This is a genomic window from Achromobacter sp. SX5, assembly GCF_056711425.1.
In genome coordinates this window covers 3,892,064-3,909,032 of sequence record NZ_CM160041.1, presented here as the reverse complement: position 1 = coordinate 3,909,032, position 16,969 = coordinate 3,892,064, and the positions used below count along the sequence as shown (strand labels likewise).

Genomic DNA, 16,969 nt, shown 5'->3' with positions numbered 1-16,969 from the left:
GCGCGCGCAAGCTGCCCGACGCGTTCTTCGACCGCGACGCGGCGCAGCTGGCGCGCGAGCTGCTGGGCAAGGTGATCCGGCATCGCGTCGGCGACCTGTGGCTGGCGGCGCGCATCATCGAGACCGAGGCCTACTACCTGGAAGAGAAGGGCAGCCACGCCTCGCTCGGCTACACCCACAAGCGCCGCGCGCTCTTCATGGACGGCGGCACGGTCTACATGTATTACGCCCGCGGCGGGGATTCGCTGAACTTCAGCGCGGGCGGTCCCGGCAACGCCGTGCTGATCAAGTCCGGCTATCCCTATACCGACGCGCTGTCCGGTCCGCGTTCGCTGGCCCGCATGCAGGAACTGAACCCGGACGCGCAGGGCCGGCCGCGGCCGCCGGGACGCCTGTGCGCCGGCCAGACGCTGCTGTGCCGGGCGCTGGGGCTGAAGGTGCCGGACTGGGACGCGCGCCGCTTCGACGCTCGCGGCCTTTACGTGGAAGACGTCGGCGAGGCGCCGGCGGCGCTGATCTGCACCACGCGGCTGGGCATACCGCAAGGCCGCGACGAACACCTGAGCTACCGTTTCGTGGACCCGGCTTATGCCGCCTTCTGCACCCGCAATCCGCTGCGGCGCGGCCAGCGCGCCGGCCACGACTATGTGTGGGTGGACCGCCAGGGCGTCGTGCTGGAGCGGGCGCCTGACGCGGTTTGATGGGGGAATGCCGGCTTTCGCCGGCCGATGGGTTCCGCGCGTTTGACGGTTTCGTTCTTGCGGATGGCATCTCGCGCTGCACCCATCCTACGGCATGTCGCGGGTGGTCGTAGGATGGGTGCAGCGCGGCAAGCCCCGCCAAAAAAATCGGATGCCCAACGCGCGGAACCCATCGGGCGTCCCAATCCGCCCCTAACCCAGGCGCGCCTGCAGGCGCGCGCGCATGGACGTGGACTTGCGCTCGATGCGGCGGCGGTTCAGGCGCTTGCTCCAGGCGTATACCGGGATCAGCGGCAGCCCGCCGAAGCCGTCGATCAGGTACAGGCCGGGCTTGCCGTCGGCGTTCAGGCCGCAGGCGATGTTGCTGGCGGAAATGTCGTGCAGCACCACGTGGGCGTCGGCCAGGTCTTCGAAGAACTCGTCGAGCTGCGCGTTCAGCGCCGCGTCCAGCTTGCCCTGGTAGGCCAGGTCGGCGACGGTGGGGGCGATGTTGCCCTCGGCGTCGCAGATCTTCTCGACCAGCAGGCCCAGGCCGAGCGTGGTCTGGGCCACGCCCAGGATGCGGGCCATGGGCACCTGCCACACGCCCGAAGGCCGGGTGGTGGTGGTGACGTATTCGGAGATCTCGTTCAGGTAGACGCGGTAGGCGCTTTCGCGCTGGTACTGCTTGTACCAGCGCTTGAACGGGCGCGTCTCCAGGTACACGGCGCGGGCGCGCATGTCCATGACCTTGACGAGCAGGGACGGCATGTGCGGATGCTGGAAGATATGCCGGTCGTGACCGGTGGCGAGCGGCGTTGCGGCGTCCAGATCCAGCGGGCCGAAAACCGACTGGAACGAAGCCGCGGACATACAGGAGAAAGGATCGGCGGGATTCAAGGCTGAGACCTGTTTGGTTGGTCCTGAGTGTAATCCCGTTGGCGGCCAAAAGCAGTCGGGCAACTCCGGATCGGGCGGCGCCGGCCCTACAATCCTGGCTTTGGAGACGCATGCTTTGAACGATATTCTGCTTTGGGTCGCCGCCGGCGGCGCGGTGCTGGCTTTTCTGGCGGCCTTGCTGGCCTGGCTGCGGCCGCCCGCCCGGGACGCGCGCCTGGACGCGCTGCTCGACGGGCTGGAACGGACCGAGCGCGCGCTGCGCGCCGAGATCGCGGAAGGCCAGCGCGGGCTGCGCAGCGAATTCGCCGAAGGCCAGCGCGCGCTGCGCGCCGAAGCCGCCCAGTCGCAGGACGAACTGCGCGCGGGCCTGGCGCGCGACGCCCAGGCCGCCCGCGCCGAGTCGGCGCAATCGCTGGCGCGCTTCGCCACGGGCTTCTCGGAACAGCTGCAAGGCCTCATCCAGATCAACGAGCGCCGCCTGATGGAAGTGCGCGCCACCGTCGACCAGCGCCTTCAGGCGTTGCAAACCGACAACAGCGCCAAGCTCGAGGAAATGCGCCGCACCGTGGACGAGAAGCTGCACGCCACGCTGGAGCAGCGCCTGGGCGAATCCTTCAAGCTGGTGTCGGACCGGCTCGAAGCGGTCCACAAGGGATTGGGCGAAATGCAGGCCCTGGCCGCCGGCGTGGGCGACCTCAAGCGCGTGCTGACCAACGTCAAGTCGCGCGGCACCTGGGGCGAAGTGCAGCTCGCCCGGCTGATCGAAGACAACATGACGCCGGACCAGTACGCCAGCAACATCAAGCCCGTGCCGGGCAGCGACGCGGTGGTGGAATTCGCCATCCGCCTGCCGGGCCGGGGCGAGGGCGCGGAGCCGGTCTGGCTGCCCATCGACGCCAAATTCCCCAAGGAAGAATACGAGCGCCTCATGGACGCGCAGGACGCCGCCGACGCCGAAGGCGTGAAGACCGCCGGCGCCGCGCTGGGCCGCGCGGTCGAGCTGCAGGCGCGCGCCATCGCCGCCAAATACGTGGCGCCGCCGCACACCACCGACTTCGCCATCATGTTCCTGCCCACGGAAAGCCTGTATGCCGAAGTGCTGCGCCGTCCGGGCCTGCTCGACCGGCTACACGACCTGCGGGTCAACGTGGCCGGCCCCAGCAATCTGGCGGCGCTGCTCAACAGCCTGCAAATGGGGTTCCGCACGCTGGCGATCGAACAGCGTTCGTCCGAAGTCTGGCAGGTGCTGCGCGCGGTCAAGACCGAATTCGGCAAGTTCGGCGACGCGCTGGCCAGCGTGAAGAAAACGCTGGACACCGCCAGCAACAAGATCGGCCAGACCGAGGTGCGCACGCGCGCCATGCTGCGCAACCTGAAAGACGTGGAGGCGCTGCCCGAGGCCGACGCGCGGCTGCTGCTGGGCGAGGCCGGCGACGAGCCGGAGCCGGACGAACCCGGGCCGCGCTGAGCCCTCGGTCCGGGGCTGGCGGGCATGCCCTTGTTGCCCGCTGCTTGTGCCGATATCCTGGGGGCTACGGCAATTCGCCGTCGATACCAGGAGCATCGCAGCATGAGCACCGCCGAACGCCATGATTCCTCCCCCCTCGACGCGACGGCGCTGGGCGCCGACATCGCGCTGGGGGTCACGACCGCGCAAGCCGCCATGCAGCAGGCGCTGGACCGGGTGGCGGCCCGCAACCCCGCGATCAACGCGGCCTGCGGCGTGCAGGCCGAGACCGGCCTGCACCTGGCGAAACTGCTGGACGACGAACTGGCCGCGATGCCCGCCGGCCAGCGGCAGGCGCAATTGCAGCGGCGTCCGTTCCTGGGCGTGCCCACCTTGCTCAAGGATCTCGGCACCGCCGCGCTGGGCCTGCCCAGCGCCATGGGCTCGGTGCTGTACGGCCAGGTCGAATGGAACGTCGACGCCGAACTCGTCAAGCGCTACCGCCGCGCCGGCCTGATCCCCTTCGGCCGCAGCACCAGCGCGGAACTGGGCCTGAGCCCCACCACCGAATCGCCCGTCTACGGCCCGGCCACGCAGAATCCCTGGAAGGCCGGCCACAGCGCCGGCGGCTCCAGCGGCGGCGCGGGCGCGGCGCTGGCCAGCGGCATGGTGCGCATCGCGCACGGCAGCGACGGCGGCGGTTCGATCCGCATCCCGTCCTCGTGCTGCGGCGTACTGGGCCTGAAGCCCTCGCGCGGGCTGATGCCGCTGGGTCCGCTCAAGGGCGAGGGCTGGGGCGGCCTGGCCACCGAACACATGATGACGCTGTCGGTGCGCGACTGCGCCGCCGCGCTGGACATCAGCGCCGGCGCCGACGTGGGCGCGCCGTACGCCGCGCCGGCCCAGCCGCCCGAGTCCTACCGCACGGTCGTGGCGCGGGTGGCGGCCGATCCGTACGCGGCCGCGCGCCGCCGCATCGCGTTCGTCACCACCACCTACGAAGGCGAGGCCATCCATCCCGAAGTCGCGGCCGTGGTGGACGAGGCCGCCCGTTTCTTCGCCGGGCTGGGCCACGAGCTGGCGCCGGCCGCGCCGCCGGTCGGCTCCGAAGAGGTGCTCTCGCCCATGCTGCCCCTGATCGCCAGCGCCGCGGCCAACGCCATCGACGCTTTCGTCGGCGCGCGCGGCAAGCGGCTGGCCGCCGACGAGCTGCAGCCCACCACGCTGGGCGCGCGCGAATACGCGCGCGCCATCTCCGGCGCGCAATACGTGGCCTGCGTGGACACCTGCCACGAGATCACCCGCCGGGTCGGGCGCTTCCTGGCGCGCGAAGGCGCGCAGGGCTACGACCTGTTCCTCAGCCCGGTGCTGGCGCAGCCGCCGGCGCCCATCGGCCGCTATGCCATGGACAACGCCGACTATCTGGCCTACCGTCTGGGCAAGAAGGGCGTGATCGGCTATTCGCCGTTTGCGCCGCTGGCCAACCTGACCGGCATGCCCGCCATCTCCATTCCCTACGGCATGTCGTCCGACGGCCTGCCCATCGGCATCCAGCTGATGGGGCCGCTGGGCAGCGAGGCCCTGCTGCTGGAGCTGGCCGCGCAGGTCGAGGCGCTGCGGCCCTGGGCCCTGGTGGCGCCCATGGCCCGCTGAGGCCGGCGCGCCGCGCGGACCCGCGGCAAGACACACGGAGGCTCGCCCATGCCATCGTTCGAGACGCACATCGTGTTCAACCAGGTCCCGCCCCTGGAGGACTATTCGCTGTACGAGACCGACCCGGCGCTGCGCGCAGCGGTAAGCCGCGAGGGCGCGCAGGCCTGGGCCGGCGAGCTGGCCGAGCACGGCGCCTGGCTGGGCCGCGCGCAGACGCTGGAAGCCGGCGCGCAGGCCAACCGCCATAAGCCGCAACTGCACAGCTACGACCGCAGCGGCCACCGCATCGACCACATCGAATTCCATCCGTCATGGAACCTGCTGATGAGCGGCATCATGGCGCGCGGCCTGCACAGCCGGGCCTGGCAGCATCCCGAGCCGGGCGCGCAGGTGGCGCGCGCGGCGGCCTACCTGATGCAGGGCCAGGTCGAGGCCGGCACGCTGTGCCCCACCACCATGACCTTCGCCGCGGTGCCGCTGCTGCAGCGCGAGCCGGCCGGCGCCGTGGACTTCGGCGGCCTGTGGCTCAACGCCCTGTACGCGCGCGAATTCGACGGCGCCGACGCGCCGCTGGCGGCCAAGCGCAGCGCCCTGATCGGCATGGGCCTGACCGAGAAGCAGGGCGGCTCCGACCTGCGCGCCGTGACCACGCGCGCCGCGCCGCTGGGCGCGCCGGGCCGCGGCAGCCCCTACCGGCTGGTGGGGCACAAATGGTTTTTCTCGGTGCCGCAGGCCGACGCGCATCTGGTGCTTGCGCAGACCGACGAAGGGCTGGGCTGCTTTTTCGTGCCGCGCTGGATACCCGACGGCCCGCGCAACGCCGTGCGCGTGCGGCGCCTGAAGGACAAGCTGGGCAATTGCAGCAGCGCCAGCGCCGAGGTCGAGTTCGAAGACGCCTGGGGCGTGCTGCTGGGCGAACCGGGCCGGGGCCTGGTCGCGCTGCTCGAAATGGCCGCCACCACGCGGCTGGACTGCGTGCTGGGCAGCAGCGCGCTGCTGCGGCAGGCGCTGGTGCAGGGCGTGCATCATGCGCGCCACCGCCACGCCTTCGGCAAGCCCCTGCTCGAACAGCCGCTGATGCGTAATGTGCTGGCCGACCTGGCGCTGGAAAGCGAGGCCGCCACGGCGCTGGCCTTGCGGCTGGCGCGCGCCGTGGATGAACGCGCCGACGCCGGGGCCCGCGCCCTGGTCCGCGTGGGCACGCCCGCCGCCAAGCTCTGGGTCTGCAAGCGCGCCGTCGCCGCGGTGGCCGAATGCATGGAAGTCTGGGGCGGCAACGGCTATGTCGAAGACGGCCCCATGCCCAGGCTTTACCGCGAAACGCCGGTCAATTCCATCTGGGAGGGCTCGGCCAACGTGATGGCGCTGGACGTGTTGCGCGCCCTGCAGCGCGAGGAAGAGGCGCTGCCGGCGCTGGAGCGCGAACTGGCCGCGGCGCGGGGGCAGAACCGGGACTTCGACGAAGCCCTGGCGCGCTGGCGCGCGCTCTTGGCCGATCCGGCCCAGGCGCCGTTCCAGGCGCGGCGCATCGCCGCCGGCCTGGCGCGCCTGTGGCAGGCCGCCTTGCTGATCCAGCACGCCCCGGACGCCGTCGCCCAGGCCTTCGCCGCCAGCCGCTTGCGTCCCGATGGCGGCATCTTCGGCGAACTCGACGCGGGGACGGATACCCGGGCGATCCTGGCGCGCGCCTGGCCCGCCGCCGCGTGCTAAATTTCCCGGCTCGACAACCCTTTGCGCATTTTTTCGCCATGCTCACCCAGCAAGAACTCAAGCAGCAAGCCGCCGACGCGGCCCTGGAACTCGTTGAACAAGTCGCCGGCCCGGACGTCGTCATCGGCGTGGGCACCGGCTCCACCGCCGACCTGTTCATCGACGGCCTGGCCCGCTTCAAGGACCGCATCGGCGGCACGGTGGCCAGCTCGGAGCGCAGCGCCGCCCGGCTCGCCGGCCACGGCCTGAAAGTGCTGGATCTGAACGACGTCGCCGGCATGCCGATCTACGTGGACGGCGCCGACGAGATCGACGCCAACCTGCACATGATCAAGGGTGGCGGCGGGGCCCTGACGCGCGAGAAAATCGTGGCCTCGGTGGCCGACCGCTACATCTGTATCGCCGACGAATCCAAGCTGGTGCAGACCATGGGCAAGTTCCCGCTGCCCGTCGAAGTCATCCCCATGGCCCGCGAATCCGTGGCCCGCGCCCTGGCGGCGCTGGGCGGCCAGCCCCGGCTGCGCGAAGGCTTCGTCACCGACAACGGCAACATCATCCTCGACGTCGCCGGCCTGTCCATCACCGACGCCCCGGGCCTCGAAGCCCGCCTGAACAACCTGCCCGGCGTGGTCACCTGCGGCCTGTTCGCGCTGGCCGGCGCCGACGTGGCGCTGCTGGCCACCCAGACCGGCATCCGCCGCCTGGACCGCAAGGCCTGAGCCGCCGCCCGTCCGGGCGCCGCAAACCCCGGACCGCCACGCCTTGCGGGCGGTCCGGGGGCGATTCATAATCCTGTCACACTTGGGTCATAACCTTGCCGGCTGTGCAAGCCCAGCTCATAACACCTTTCAATGTCGGGGCAGTGCAATGAGATCAACCACGCAGGGAGCCCGGATGTCGGAGCACACTAACAAACAGTTCGACGCGGATCTGGAAAGCGTCCGTTCGCAGTTCTTGCAAATGGGCGGCTTGGTGGAAGCCATGATCCAGGAGGCCATCGACGCGCTGGCCAGCGGCGACCTGTCGCTCGTCGAAAAAGTCCGCGAGCGTGAAAAGGAAGTCAATCGCCACGAAGTGGAGATCGACGAAAGCATCAGCCGCATCCTCGCCCGCCACCAGCCCACCGCCATCGACCTGCGCATGCTGATGGCCGTGTCCAAGATGCTGACCGACATGGAGCGCTCCGGCGACGAAGCCGAGAAAGTCGCCACCGTCGCCCGCCGCATCCACGAGGGCGAGCTGCGCCACATCCCCGTCATCGAACTGCGCCACATGGCCGCCGCCGTGCGCACCATGCTGCACCAGGCCCTGGATGCCTTCGCCCGCCTCGACCCCATCCAGGCCGCCGCCGTCGTGCGCAGCGACAAGGAAGTGGACAAGGAATGGAAGGGCGCGCTGCGCCACCTGATCACCTACATGATCGAAGACCCGCGCACCATCTCGCGCGCCATCGACATGATCTTCGTCGCCCGCGCGCTGGAGCGCATCGGCGATCACGCCAAGAACATGTCCGAACGCGTCATCTACATGGTCAAGGGCGCCGACGTACGCCACACCGGCGTCAAGAACACCGAACGCCTGGCCCGCGGCGACGAAGACACGCCCGAAGACCAAAAGCCCGAGTAGGCCGGGTCACCCAAGCGCCAACACCGTTGCAGCCGAAAGCCGGGGATCGGCCACCCCGGCTCGGCGCCCATCCATTCGCCCGGCCATCCGCCGTCCGAACCCCGGCAGCGCCGGCGCAGCAATCTCCACGTCATACCAGCCCGATACGTGGGGGCAATCAAGCGCCACCTCGCCCGCGCCAGGCAAGCGAACCGCGGTTTTCCATCCATCGCCCATCCGCGAAGCGAGCTCCACCTCCATCGCCGCTTCCCCGCGATTCGCCAGCCGGACCCGTATGCCGCCGGCATCCCCGCGAACCGGCCGAGCCTCCAGAAGCGCCGAATTCCCGCGGAACCGCCGATGAAACCCATCCGGCCCCAGCACCCACAAATCGTAGGCTCCGTCCGCATCCACCGCCCAGCCATCCTCCAGGCGCGCTCCCGCGCCCAGGGTGTACCGCCGCGGCGCCCGGTCCAGCGCCAGCCGGTCATACACATGCAGCACGGCGGCCGCCGTCCCCACATTGCGCAAGGTCAGCCGGTAATGCCTGCCGTCGCCGGCCATCGTTCCCTCGACCTCCAGCGCATACGGCAGCGGGCATGATCGGCGTCCGCCGCCGGCAGTCACCTGTCCGCGGTCGCCGGCGAAATCGAAAGCCGCCGTCAGGTCCCCCGTCACCGCCCGTCGCCAGGCGCTGATGTTGGGCTCGGCCACCCCGAACCTGGCCTCCAGGAAACGGATCACCGAAGTATGGTCGTACACCTGCGAATCGACCCAGCCGCCGCGGCTCCACGGTGAAATCGCCAGCATCGGCACCCGCGGACCCAGGCCGAACCCGCGGCCGTGCAATCCTGGTGGGTCGTCCGGCGTGCCCGCGCTGGGGCCGACCCGCGCGTCGTGGTACTCCCCGTCCAGCTCCACCGTGGACAGGCCGCCCGACGAACCGTCGAGGGTGCGCGCCGGCGGCGCCGGCGGCGGCATGTGGTCGAAGAAGCAATCGTTTTCGTCGTACGTGACGAAGAACACGCAGCCGCTCCAGACCTCGGGGTTGCGGGTCAGGATGTCCAGCACGCGCTCCGTATACGCGCCGCCCCGGCGCGGCGACGACACTTCCGGGTGCTCGGAATCGGCCGTGGGCGCGATGATCCACGACACCTGCGGCAGCGTGCCCCGGGCCACGTCGCGGGCCAGGTCGTCGAGCGTGCGGGTCGTCAGCCCGCGTTCGCGCAGCGGCGCCTCGGCCGCGCCGCTCTCGTGTTCGCGGCGGTACTGTCTGAAGCCCGCCAGCGGGTTGTCGTGATAGTTGTCCGCCATGTCCTGGTAAATGCGCCAGTCCACCCCCGCGGCCTGCAGGCGCTCGGGGTAGGTGGTCCAGGCATAGCCTTCGCCGGCCGGCCCCAGCCGGTCGAAGGTGTTGACCAGCGCCGGGCCGCCGGCCAGCCCGGCCGGGTCGTTGGTGCCGGTCCACAGGAACAGCCGGTTCGGATTGGTGCCGGCGTGTATCGAGCAGTGATAGGCGTCGCACAGCGTGAAGGCCTCGGCCAGCGCGGTCTGGAAGGGCACGTCGGCGGCCTCGTAGGCGCCCATGCCCAGCCGGCTCTTGGCCGGCAGCCACTGGTCCATGCGGCCGTCGTTCCAGGCGCGCTGGGCGTCGTCCCAGGTATGCGGCGTGATGTAGCCCACCGGCGTGTCGGCCGCGTACTGCGCGCGCAGCGCATAGGGCCGCACGCGCACCGCGCCGTCGGCCTGCGTCAGCACGTCGCCCGCGGCCGTGGGCGCGGGCAGCGGATCGGCAAAGCCGCGCACCCCGGGCAGGGCGCCGAAATAATGGTCGAACGAGCGGTTCTCCTGCATCAGGATCACCACGTGGCGCACGTCCCGCAGCGTGCCGCTGCGGCGGTCGGGGGCGATTTCCAGGGCGCGTGCGATCGAGGCAAACGTGGCGGCGGTGGCGGACAAGGTGTTTTCCATGGGAGCGGCGGACGATAAGGCTATCTTAAGCTGCGGCGCGGCCGAAGCCGAAAGCGCGAAGCCCCTCGCGCTGCGAGGGGCTTCGGGGGCGGCGCCTGCCTGGCGGGCGCCGCGGGCCGGTGGGCCGGATTCAGGCCGAAGGCGGAACGTAGCCCTGGGCTTCGACGTTGCCGTCTTCGAACAGGAAGCGCTCCATCTGCTGCTGCAGGTATTTGCGCGCCCGGGCGTCGGCCAGGTTCAGGCGGTTTTCATTGACCAGGCGCGTCTGGATGGCTTTCCATTCTTCCCAGGCTTCCTTGGAGATGCTTTGCCAGATGCGGGTGCCGAGTTCGCCGGGGTAGGGCGGGAAATCCAGCCCTTCGGCTTCACGCTTCAATTTCACACAGTTGATGATACGAGCCATGATTACGCTGCCGGAAAAATAAATAAGGCCTCATTTTAGCGGGCTTGGCGGTCCCTGACCGCCAAGCCCCTTCGGGCTCTGCGGTCAGGGACCGCGCCGCCTACAGTTTCTTGATGAAGACCAGGCTGTTGCGCGAACGGTTGTAGTTGTTCTGCTTTTCGCGCGGCAGGTCGGCGATGCCGCCCTGCACGAAGCCGCGCTTCATGAACCAGTGCGAGGTCCGGGTGGTCAGCACGAAGAGCCGCTTGGCGCCCGCGGCGCGCGCGCGCGATTCCATGTGGCGCAGCAGGATCTCGCCTTCGCCGGAGCCCTGCCATTCCGGGTGCACGATCAGGCAGGCCATTTCCGCCATCTGTTCCTCGGGGAAATTGTGCAGGGTGGCGCAGCCGTAGATCACGGCGTCGTGCTCCAGCACCGTGAAGTTCTCCACGTCGCGCTCGACCACGCTGCGCGGGCGCGGCACCAGCGTGCCGTCGGCCTCCAGCGGCTCGATCAGGCTGAGAATGGCGCCCACGTCGTCGATGGTGGCCGGGCGCAGATCGTCCAGCGTGTCCTCGACCACCATGGTGCCCACGCCGTCGTGGGTGAAGATCTCCAGCAGCACGCTGCCGTCCAGCGTGAAGGGCAGCAGGTGCGCGCGGGCCACGCCGCGCTTGACCGCCAGGGAGGCGCATTGCAGGAAGGCGTGGGTTTCCTCGTCCAGCGTGCCTGCGGCCAGCAGCGCGTCGGCGTCCACGCGCGCCAGTTCGGTGTCCAGCGTGCCGTCGTCGTTCATCACGCCCGGCGAGCCGGACAGGAAGATGAGCTTCTCGGCGCGCAGCGCCACCGCCACGCTGGTGGCCAGGTCTTCCATCGCCAGGTTGAAGGCGTCGCCCGTGGGCGAGAAGCCCAGCGGCGACAGCAGCACCACGGACGAGGCTTTCTCGATGGCGAACTTGAGCGCGTCGATGTCGATCTTGCGGACCTGGCCGGTGTGCTTGTAGTCGACGCCGTCGATCACGCCGGCCGGGCGCGCGGTGACGAAATTGCCGGAGATCACGCGGATGTGCGAATGCGACATGGGCGTGTTCGGCAGCCCCTGGCTGAAGGCGGCCTCGATGTCCAGGCGAATTTCGCCGGCGGCTTCCTTGGCGCATTCCAGCGCGGCGGCGTCGGTGGGCGACATGCCGCGGTCGAACTGCTGGGTGAACCCCTTCAGGCGCAGCTGCTCATTGACCTGCGGACGCGAGCCGTGCACCAGCACCAGGCGGATGCCCAGCGAGGACAGCAGCGACAGGTCCTGCACCAGCGCGTTGAGCGCGCCGGCCTGCACCAGCTCGCCGCCGAACGCCACCACGAACGTCTTGCCTCGGAACGCATGCACGTGCGGCGCCACGTCGCGGAACCATCGGACGAACTGGGCGGGCGCGAATTCTGGGGCTTCGAGGGCGGAAACGGTGTCTGGTTCCAGGTCGGGCATGATGGTGGGAGGGATTCCTGAGAGTCGTCGAGAACGCGGCCTCATGCCGCGTCATGGCGCCGTCGCGCGGACGGCGTGGCGAAATTATATGACCGCCGGGGCCTGTCCCGCAGGCCCGATCCGCGACGCGCCGCGGCCGGCCGGGGGCAGGCGGGCGCGCGAAAATTTATAATGGCGGGCTAACCGGACTATCGTACATGCCTGAATCCTCCAGCCCGCGGGCGCCCAGGGCCGCCGTGGCAAACGCGCCCCGGGCGCCGCGTCCCGAGCGGCCCATCCCCGCGGTGACCTATCCCGAAGACCTGCCCGTCAGCGCGCGGCGCCAGGAGATCGCGCGCGCCATCGCCGGCCACCAGGTCGTGATCGTCAGCGGCGAGACCGGCTCGGGCAAGACCACGCAGCTGCCCAAGATCTGCCTGGAACTCGGCCGCGGCCGCCAGAAGATGATCGGCCATACCCAGCCGCGCCGCCTGGCGGCGACCTCGGTGGCCAAGCGCATCGCCGAGGAGCTGAATACGCCCATGGGCGAGGTGGTGGGCTATCAGGTGCGCTTCAACGACCGCACCGGCCCGAACGCGTCCATCAAGCTGATGACCGACGGCATCCTGCTGGCGGAGTCGCAGCGCGACCCGCTCTTGCGCCGCTACGACACCATCATCATCGACGAGGCGCACGAACGCAGCCTGAACATCGATTTCCTGCTGGGCTACCTCAAGCAGCTGCTGCCGCGCCGCCCGGACCTGAAGCTCATCATCACCTCGGCCACCATCGACGCCGAGCGCTTCGCCCGCCACTTCGCGGCGTCCGAAGACCGGCCGGCGCCGGTCATCGAAGTCTCCGGCCGCCTGTACCCGGTCGAGGTCCGCTACCGTCCGGTGCGTGAAGAGCCGGCCGAAGGCGAGGCGCCGGCCGCCGGCAAGCCCGGGCGCGAGCGCATGTCGGGCGACGAGGAGCGCGACCTGATCGACGCCATCGTGGACGCCGTGGACGAATGCGCGCGCCACGGCCCGGGCGACGTGCTGGTGTTCCTGCCCGGCGAGCGCGAAATCCGCGAATCGGCCGAGGCGCTGCGCAAGCGCCATCCGGCCGGCACCGAGGTGCTGCCGCTGTACGCCCGGCTGTCGCAGGCCGAGCAGGAGCAGATCTTCCATCCGCGCACCAATGCGCGGCGCATCGTGCTGGCCACCAACGTGGCGGAAACCTCGCTGACCGTGCCCGGCATCCGCTTTGTGGTCGACAGCGGGCTGGCGCGCGTCAAGCGCTATTCGTGGCGCAACAAGGTCGAGCAGCTGCGCATCGAGCCGGTCAGCCGCGCCTCGGCCAACCAGCGCGCCGGCCGTTGCGGCCGGGTGGGGCCGGGCGTCTGCATCCGCCTCTACGACGAGCAGGACTTCAATAACCGCGCCGCGTTCACCGATCCGGAAGTGCTGCGCTCGTCGCTGGCCTCGGTCATCCTGCGGATGAAGTCGCTGAAGCTGGACGATATCGAGCAGTTCCCGTTCGTGGAGGCGCCACCGGGGCGCGCGGTGGCCGACGGCTACCACCTGCTGCAGGAGCTGGGCGCCATCGAACTGGCCGCCGCCGCGAACGAGGACGCCGATGGCGCGCGCACCGGCGCGGCCTTCGCCCTGACCCGCACCGGCCACGAACTGGCCAAGCTGCCCGTGGACCCGCGCATCGGCCGCATGATCCTGGCCGCGCGCGAACATCAGTGCCTGGCGGAAATGCTGATCATCGCCTCGGCCCTGTCGGTGCAGGACCCGCGCGACCGCCCCATGCAGGAGCGCGAGGCGGCCGAGGCCGCGCACGCCAAGTTCGCCGACGACAAATCGGAGTTCATCTCCTTCCTGAAGCTGTGGCGCTGGTACGGCGAACAGGTGCAGCACAAGGCCTCGCAGCGCAAGCTGGTGGCCCTGCTGCGCCAGAATTTCCTGTCGCCCATCCGGCTGCGCGAATGGCACGACGTGCACACCCAGCTTGCCGCCCTGGTGGGCGAGCAGGGCTGGCGCGTCAACCAGACCGAAGCCACGTACGAACAGCTGCACCTGGCGCTGCTGTCGGGCTTGCTGGGCAATATCGGCTTCAAGAGCGACGAGGGCGGCCACTACCAGGGCGCGCGCGAGATCCGCTTCCACATCCATCCGGGCTCGCGGCTGGTGAAGAAGGCGGGGCGCTGGATCGTCGCCGCCGAACTGGTGGAGACCACCCGGCTGTATGCCCGCTGCGTGGCGCGCATCGATCCGGCCTGGCTGGAGAAGGTCGCCGCGCACCTGATCCGCCGGAACTGGTCGGACCCGCGCTGGGAGAAAAAGGCCGGCCAGGTCGTGGCCAACGAACGCGCCACGCTGTACGGGCTGGTGGTCTATTCGGGCCGGCGCATCCATTACGGCCGCGTCAATCCGGCGCACGCGCGCGAACTGTTCATCCGCCAGGCCCTGGTGCCGGGCGAGATCGACACGCGCCTGCCTTTCGTGGCGCACAACCGCAAGCTGATCGCCGGCATCGAGAAGCTGGAGCACCAGACCCGCCGTCCCGACATCCTGGTCGACGACGAGCTGATCTACGCCTTCTACGACCGCCTGCTGCCCGAAGGCATTTCGCAGACCGCCACGCTGGAGAAATGGGTGGCGGGCCTGGACAAGGAAACGGCCGCCAAGCTGCTGCTGACGCGCGACGAGCTGATGCGGCACGAAGCGGCCGGCGTCACCACCGAGGTGTTTCCCAAGAAGGTGGAATGGCAGGGCGTGTCCATGGCCCTGGACTACCACTTCGAGCCCGGCTCGCCGCGCGACGGCGTGACGCTGTCGGTGCCGCTGTTCGCGCTCAACCAGATCGACCCGGCGCGCTGCGAATGGCTGGTGCCCGGCATGCTCAAGGAAAAGGTGCATCTGCTGCTGAAGTCGCTGCCGCAGAAGCTGCGCCGCCATTGCGTGCCGCTGCCGGATTACGCCGCCGGGTTCTACGAGCGCTGGTTCGAGCGCCTGGGCGATCCGCAGCAGGGGCTGGTGGAGGCCATCATCGCCGACATGTGGGACCAGGTGCAGGTCCGCCCGGCGGTGGGGGATTTCAAGCTGGAAACCCTGCCGGCGCACCTGTTCATGAACTTCCGCGTGGTCGACGAGCACGGCCGCATGCTGGCCGCCGGCCGCAACCTGGCGCAGCTGCGCGCCGAGTTCGGCAAGCAGGCGCAGGCCACCTTCCAGCAGCTGGCGGCCAGCGACACCCAGGTCGCGCAGGCGCTGGCGCACGAGAACCTGACCTCCTGGTCCTTCGGCCCGCTGCCGGAGATCATGGAGATCAAGCGGCGCGGCCAGTCGGTCATCGGCTATCCGGCGCTGGTCGATCGCGGCGCGCACTGCGACCTGGACGTGTTCGACGATCCGGACGAGGCCCGCAAGCACCATCGCGCCGGCCTGCTCAGGCTGTTCCGGCTGGGCCTGCGCGAACAGGTCAAGTTCCTGGAAAAGAACCTGACCGACCTGACCCGCATCAGCATGCTCTACATGACGCTGGGCACGCAGGAAGAGCTGCGCGACCAGATCATCGACTGCGCGCTGGGGCAGGCCTGCCTGGCCGAACCCTGGCCGGTCAACGCGCAGCAGTTCGAGGCGCGCCGCGCCGAGGGCAAGGGCCGGCTCGGCCTGCTGGCCCAGGAAGTGGCGCGGCTGGCGGGGGCGGTGCTGACCGAGTACGCCGCGGTGCTGCGCAAGCTGCCCCAGGCCAAGCCGCACGCCGCCGCCTACGCCGACCTGCAGGCGCAGCTGGGCGCGCTGATGCCGAAATGGTTCATCCGCGACACGCCTTATGCGCAGCTGGCGCACTTTCCGCGCTACCTGAAGGCGGTGCAGGCGCGCATCGACAAGCTGCGCGCCGACCCGGCGCGCGACGCCAGGCTGGTGGGCGAGATGGCGCCGCTGCTGACGCAATACCAGCGCGCGCGGGCGGCGCTCAAGGGCGCGCCCGATCCGCGCCTGGACGAGTTCCGCTGGCTGCTGGAGGAGTTGAGGGTGGCGCTGTACGCGCAGGAGCTGCGCACGCCGATGCCGGTTTCGGTGAAACGGCTGATGAAGAGCTGGGAATCGTTGCAGCGCTAGCGCCGGCCGCGGGCGCCGGGGAGTTCCGGCGCCCGCGGGCGATTACTACAGCGCCAGGAAGCCCACGATGACCAGGGCGATCAAGCCGAACTTGGTGGCCTTGTAGACCGTGCGGTTCCAGGCCTTGAAGGCCTTGCGCTTCTGGTCAATGACCCAGTGCGCGTGCGTCAGCTTGTTGATCGCGCCGGTCTGGTCGCCGCCGTCGTTGGGCGAGCTGGCCGCCGACATCACGACCCGGCCGAACCAGCGGTTGAAGGCTTCGGCCCAGCGCCACTTCAGCGGACGCTCCACGTCGCAGAACAGGATGATGCGGTTCTGTTCGCTGCGGTTGTAGGCTTCGTGCACATAGGTTTCGTCGAACACCACGCTTTCGCCGTCGCGCCAGCTGTAGGGCTCGCCGTCGACGATGATGTGGCAGCGGTCGTCGTTGGGCGTGACCAGGCCCAGGTGGTAGCGCAGCGAGCCGGCGAACGGGTCGCGGTGGCGGTTGAGCTGGCCGCCGGGCGGCAGTTCCGCGAACATGGCGGCCTTGACCTTGGGCAGGGTCTTCAGGATGGCGACCGTCTTCGGGCAGAGCTCCTCGGCCGAGGGGTGGCGCGCGTCATACCACTTCAGGTAGAAGCGCTTCCAGCCGTATTTGAAGAAGGAATTGAAGCCGATGTCGTTGTGCGCGTCGGCGGCCTTGATGCGGCGCAGCTCGGCCATCTGCATCGCTTCCTCGCGGATGGTCTCCCAGTTGTCGTCCAGCACCTTGAGCTCGGCGATCTCGCTGGTGGTCAGGTAGGGGGTGGGCGGCACGCGCGAGGCCAGCACCATGAAGGCGTTGACCGGGGCCAGCAGGACGGAGTGATCGAGCATCTGCCGGCCCAGCGGCAGCCTGACGCGGCCGCGGAAGTGCGCAAACAGGATGGCGGCCAGCCATATCCCGGGAATTAGCCATTTCATACGTGAATCTCGTGCAGCAATCGGTGGAGCGGGGACAGGGGCTATTGTTACACAGGCGGCCGCCGACGCCCCGTTTCGCGGCGCCCGGCGCAGGGGCTTTGA

The 16,969-nt window shown here is 69.7% G+C and carries 12 protein-coding genes; 7 read left to right on the top strand and 5 right to left on the bottom strand.

Annotation, left to right across the window (positions count from 1 at the left end):
- Positions 1 to 11: 11 nt before the first annotated feature.
- Positions 12 to 701: a DNA-3-methyladenine glycosylase gene (locus tag AC1M14_RS18285; RefSeq protein WP_181391039.1), complete on the top strand. Its 690-nt coding sequence runs from the start codon at positions 12 to 14 to the stop codon at positions 699 to 701.
- 192 nt (positions 702 to 893) lie between these two features.
- Here AC1M14_RS18285 and AC1M14_RS18280 read toward each other — a convergent pair whose 3' ends face one another.
- Entirely contained in the window at positions 894 to 1,553 is a 660-nt protein-coding gene (locus AC1M14_RS18280; RefSeq protein ID WP_102774599.1) for a PhoP regulatory network YrbL family protein, read from the bottom strand.
- Between the two features lie 142 nt (positions 1,554 to 1,695).
- Between AC1M14_RS18280 and AC1M14_RS18275 the strand changes: the two genes are divergently transcribed.
- The 5 genes from AC1M14_RS18275 (at position 1,696) to phoU (ending at position 8,016) form a co-directional block, all read left to right on the top strand.
- Positions 1,696 to 3,048: a DNA recombination protein RmuC gene (locus AC1M14_RS18275; RefSeq protein ID WP_479730211.1), complete on the top strand. Its 1,353-nt coding sequence runs from the start codon at positions 1,696 to 1,698 to the stop codon at positions 3,046 to 3,048.
- Between the two features lie 102 nt (positions 3,049 to 3,150).
- On the top strand, positions 3,151 to 4,680 hold the full coding sequence (locus AC1M14_RS18270; RefSeq protein WP_102774597.1) for an amidase: 1,530 nt from the start codon (positions 3,151 to 3,153) through the stop codon (positions 4,678 to 4,680).
- A gap of 48 nt (positions 4,681 to 4,728) precedes the next feature.
- Entirely contained in the window at positions 4,729 to 6,390 is a 1,662-nt protein-coding gene (locus AC1M14_RS18265; RefSeq protein ID WP_102774596.1) for an isovaleryl-CoA dehydrogenase, read from the top strand.
- Between the two features lie 38 nt (positions 6,391 to 6,428).
- The gene (rpiA, locus tag AC1M14_RS18260) at positions 6,429 to 7,109 is read left to right on the top strand and encodes a ribose-5-phosphate isomerase RpiA (RefSeq protein ID WP_102774595.1); all 681 of its coding nucleotides are present in this window, start codon (positions 6,429 to 6,431) and stop codon (positions 7,107 to 7,109) included.
- Positions 7,110 to 7,284: 175 nt separating this feature from the next.
- On the top strand, positions 7,285 to 8,016 hold the full coding sequence (gene phoU, locus AC1M14_RS18255; protein WP_111827063.1) for a phosphate signaling complex protein PhoU: 732 nt from the start codon (positions 7,285 to 7,287) through the stop codon (positions 8,014 to 8,016).
- A gap of 6 nt (positions 8,017 to 8,022) precedes the next feature.
- Here phoU and AC1M14_RS18250 read toward each other — a convergent pair whose 3' ends face one another.
- The 3 genes from AC1M14_RS18250 to argA all read right to left on the bottom strand — a co-directional run bounded on the left by AC1M14_RS18250 (position 8,023) and on the right by argA (position 11,828).
- On the bottom strand, positions 8,023 to 9,966 hold the full coding sequence (locus AC1M14_RS18250; protein WP_479730210.1) for a phosphocholine-specific phospholipase C: 1,944 nt from the start codon (positions 9,964 to 9,966) through the stop codon (positions 8,023 to 8,025).
- 130 nt (positions 9,967 to 10,096) lie between these two features.
- A complete protein-coding gene (locus AC1M14_RS18245; RefSeq protein ID WP_102774592.1) occupies positions 10,097 to 10,369 on the bottom strand; it encodes an oxidative damage protection protein in 273 nt (90 codons plus the stop codon).
- Between the two features lie 100 nt (positions 10,370 to 10,469).
- The gene (gene argA / locus AC1M14_RS18240; protein ID WP_102774591.1) at positions 10,470 to 11,828 is read right to left on the bottom strand and encodes an amino-acid N-acetyltransferase; all 1,359 of its coding nucleotides are present in this window, start codon (positions 11,826 to 11,828) and stop codon (positions 10,470 to 10,472) included.
- A gap of 197 nt (positions 11,829 to 12,025) precedes the next feature.
- Here argA and hrpA point away from each other — a divergent pair, with 197 nt between their 5' ends.
- Complete coding sequence (gene hrpA, locus AC1M14_RS18235; RefSeq protein WP_479730209.1) at positions 12,026 to 15,922, top strand: ATP-dependent RNA helicase HrpA; 3,897 nt, start codon at positions 12,026 to 12,028, stop codon at positions 15,920 to 15,922.
- Between the two features lie 45 nt (positions 15,923 to 15,967).
- On the opposite strand, the gene lpxO is transcribed toward hrpA, so the two are convergent.
- A complete protein-coding gene (lpxO, locus tag AC1M14_RS18230) occupies positions 15,968 to 16,867 on the bottom strand; it encodes a lipid A hydroxylase LpxO (RefSeq protein WP_111827066.1) in 900 nt (299 codons plus the stop codon).
- Positions 16,868 to 16,969 lie beyond the last annotated feature (102 nt).

What these genes read in the sequence shown, in the direction of transcription:
- AC1M14_RS18280 (WP_102774599.1), bottom strand. Translation starts at nt 1,553, where the DNA reads ATGTCCGCGGCTTCGTTCCAGTCGGTTTTCGGCCCGCTGGATCTGGAC.
- AC1M14_RS18270 (WP_102774597.1), top strand. Translation starts at nt 3,151, where the DNA reads ATGAGCACCGCCGAACGCCATGATTCCTCCCCCCTCGACGCGACGGCG.
- AC1M14_RS18265 (WP_102774596.1), top strand. Translation starts at nt 4,729, where the DNA reads ATGCCATCGTTCGAGACGCACATCGTGTTCAACCAGGTCCCGCCCCTG.
- rpiA (WP_102774595.1), top strand. Translation starts at nt 6,429, where the DNA reads ATGCTCACCCAGCAAGAACTCAAGCAGCAAGCCGCCGACGCGGCCCTG.
- phoU (WP_111827063.1), top strand. Translation starts at nt 7,285, where the DNA reads ATGTCGGAGCACACTAACAAACAGTTCGACGCGGATCTGGAAAGCGTC.
- AC1M14_RS18250 (WP_479730210.1), bottom strand. Translation starts at nt 9,966, where the DNA reads ATGGAAAACACCTTGTCCGCCACCGCCGCCACGTTTGCCTCGATCGCA.
- AC1M14_RS18245 (WP_102774592.1), bottom strand. Translation starts at nt 10,369, where the DNA reads ATGGCTCGTATCATCAACTGTGTGAAATTGAAGCGTGAAGCCGAAGGG.
- argA (WP_102774591.1), bottom strand. Translation starts at nt 11,828, where the DNA reads ATGCCCGACCTGGAACCAGACACCGTTTCCGCCCTCGAAGCCCCAGAA.
- hrpA (WP_479730209.1), top strand. Translation starts at nt 12,026, where the DNA reads ATGCCTGAATCCTCCAGCCCGCGGGCGCCCAGGGCCGCCGTGGCAAAC.
- lpxO (WP_111827066.1), bottom strand. Translation starts at nt 16,867, where the DNA reads ATGAAATGGCTAATTCCCGGGATATGGCTGGCCGCCATCCTGTTTGCG.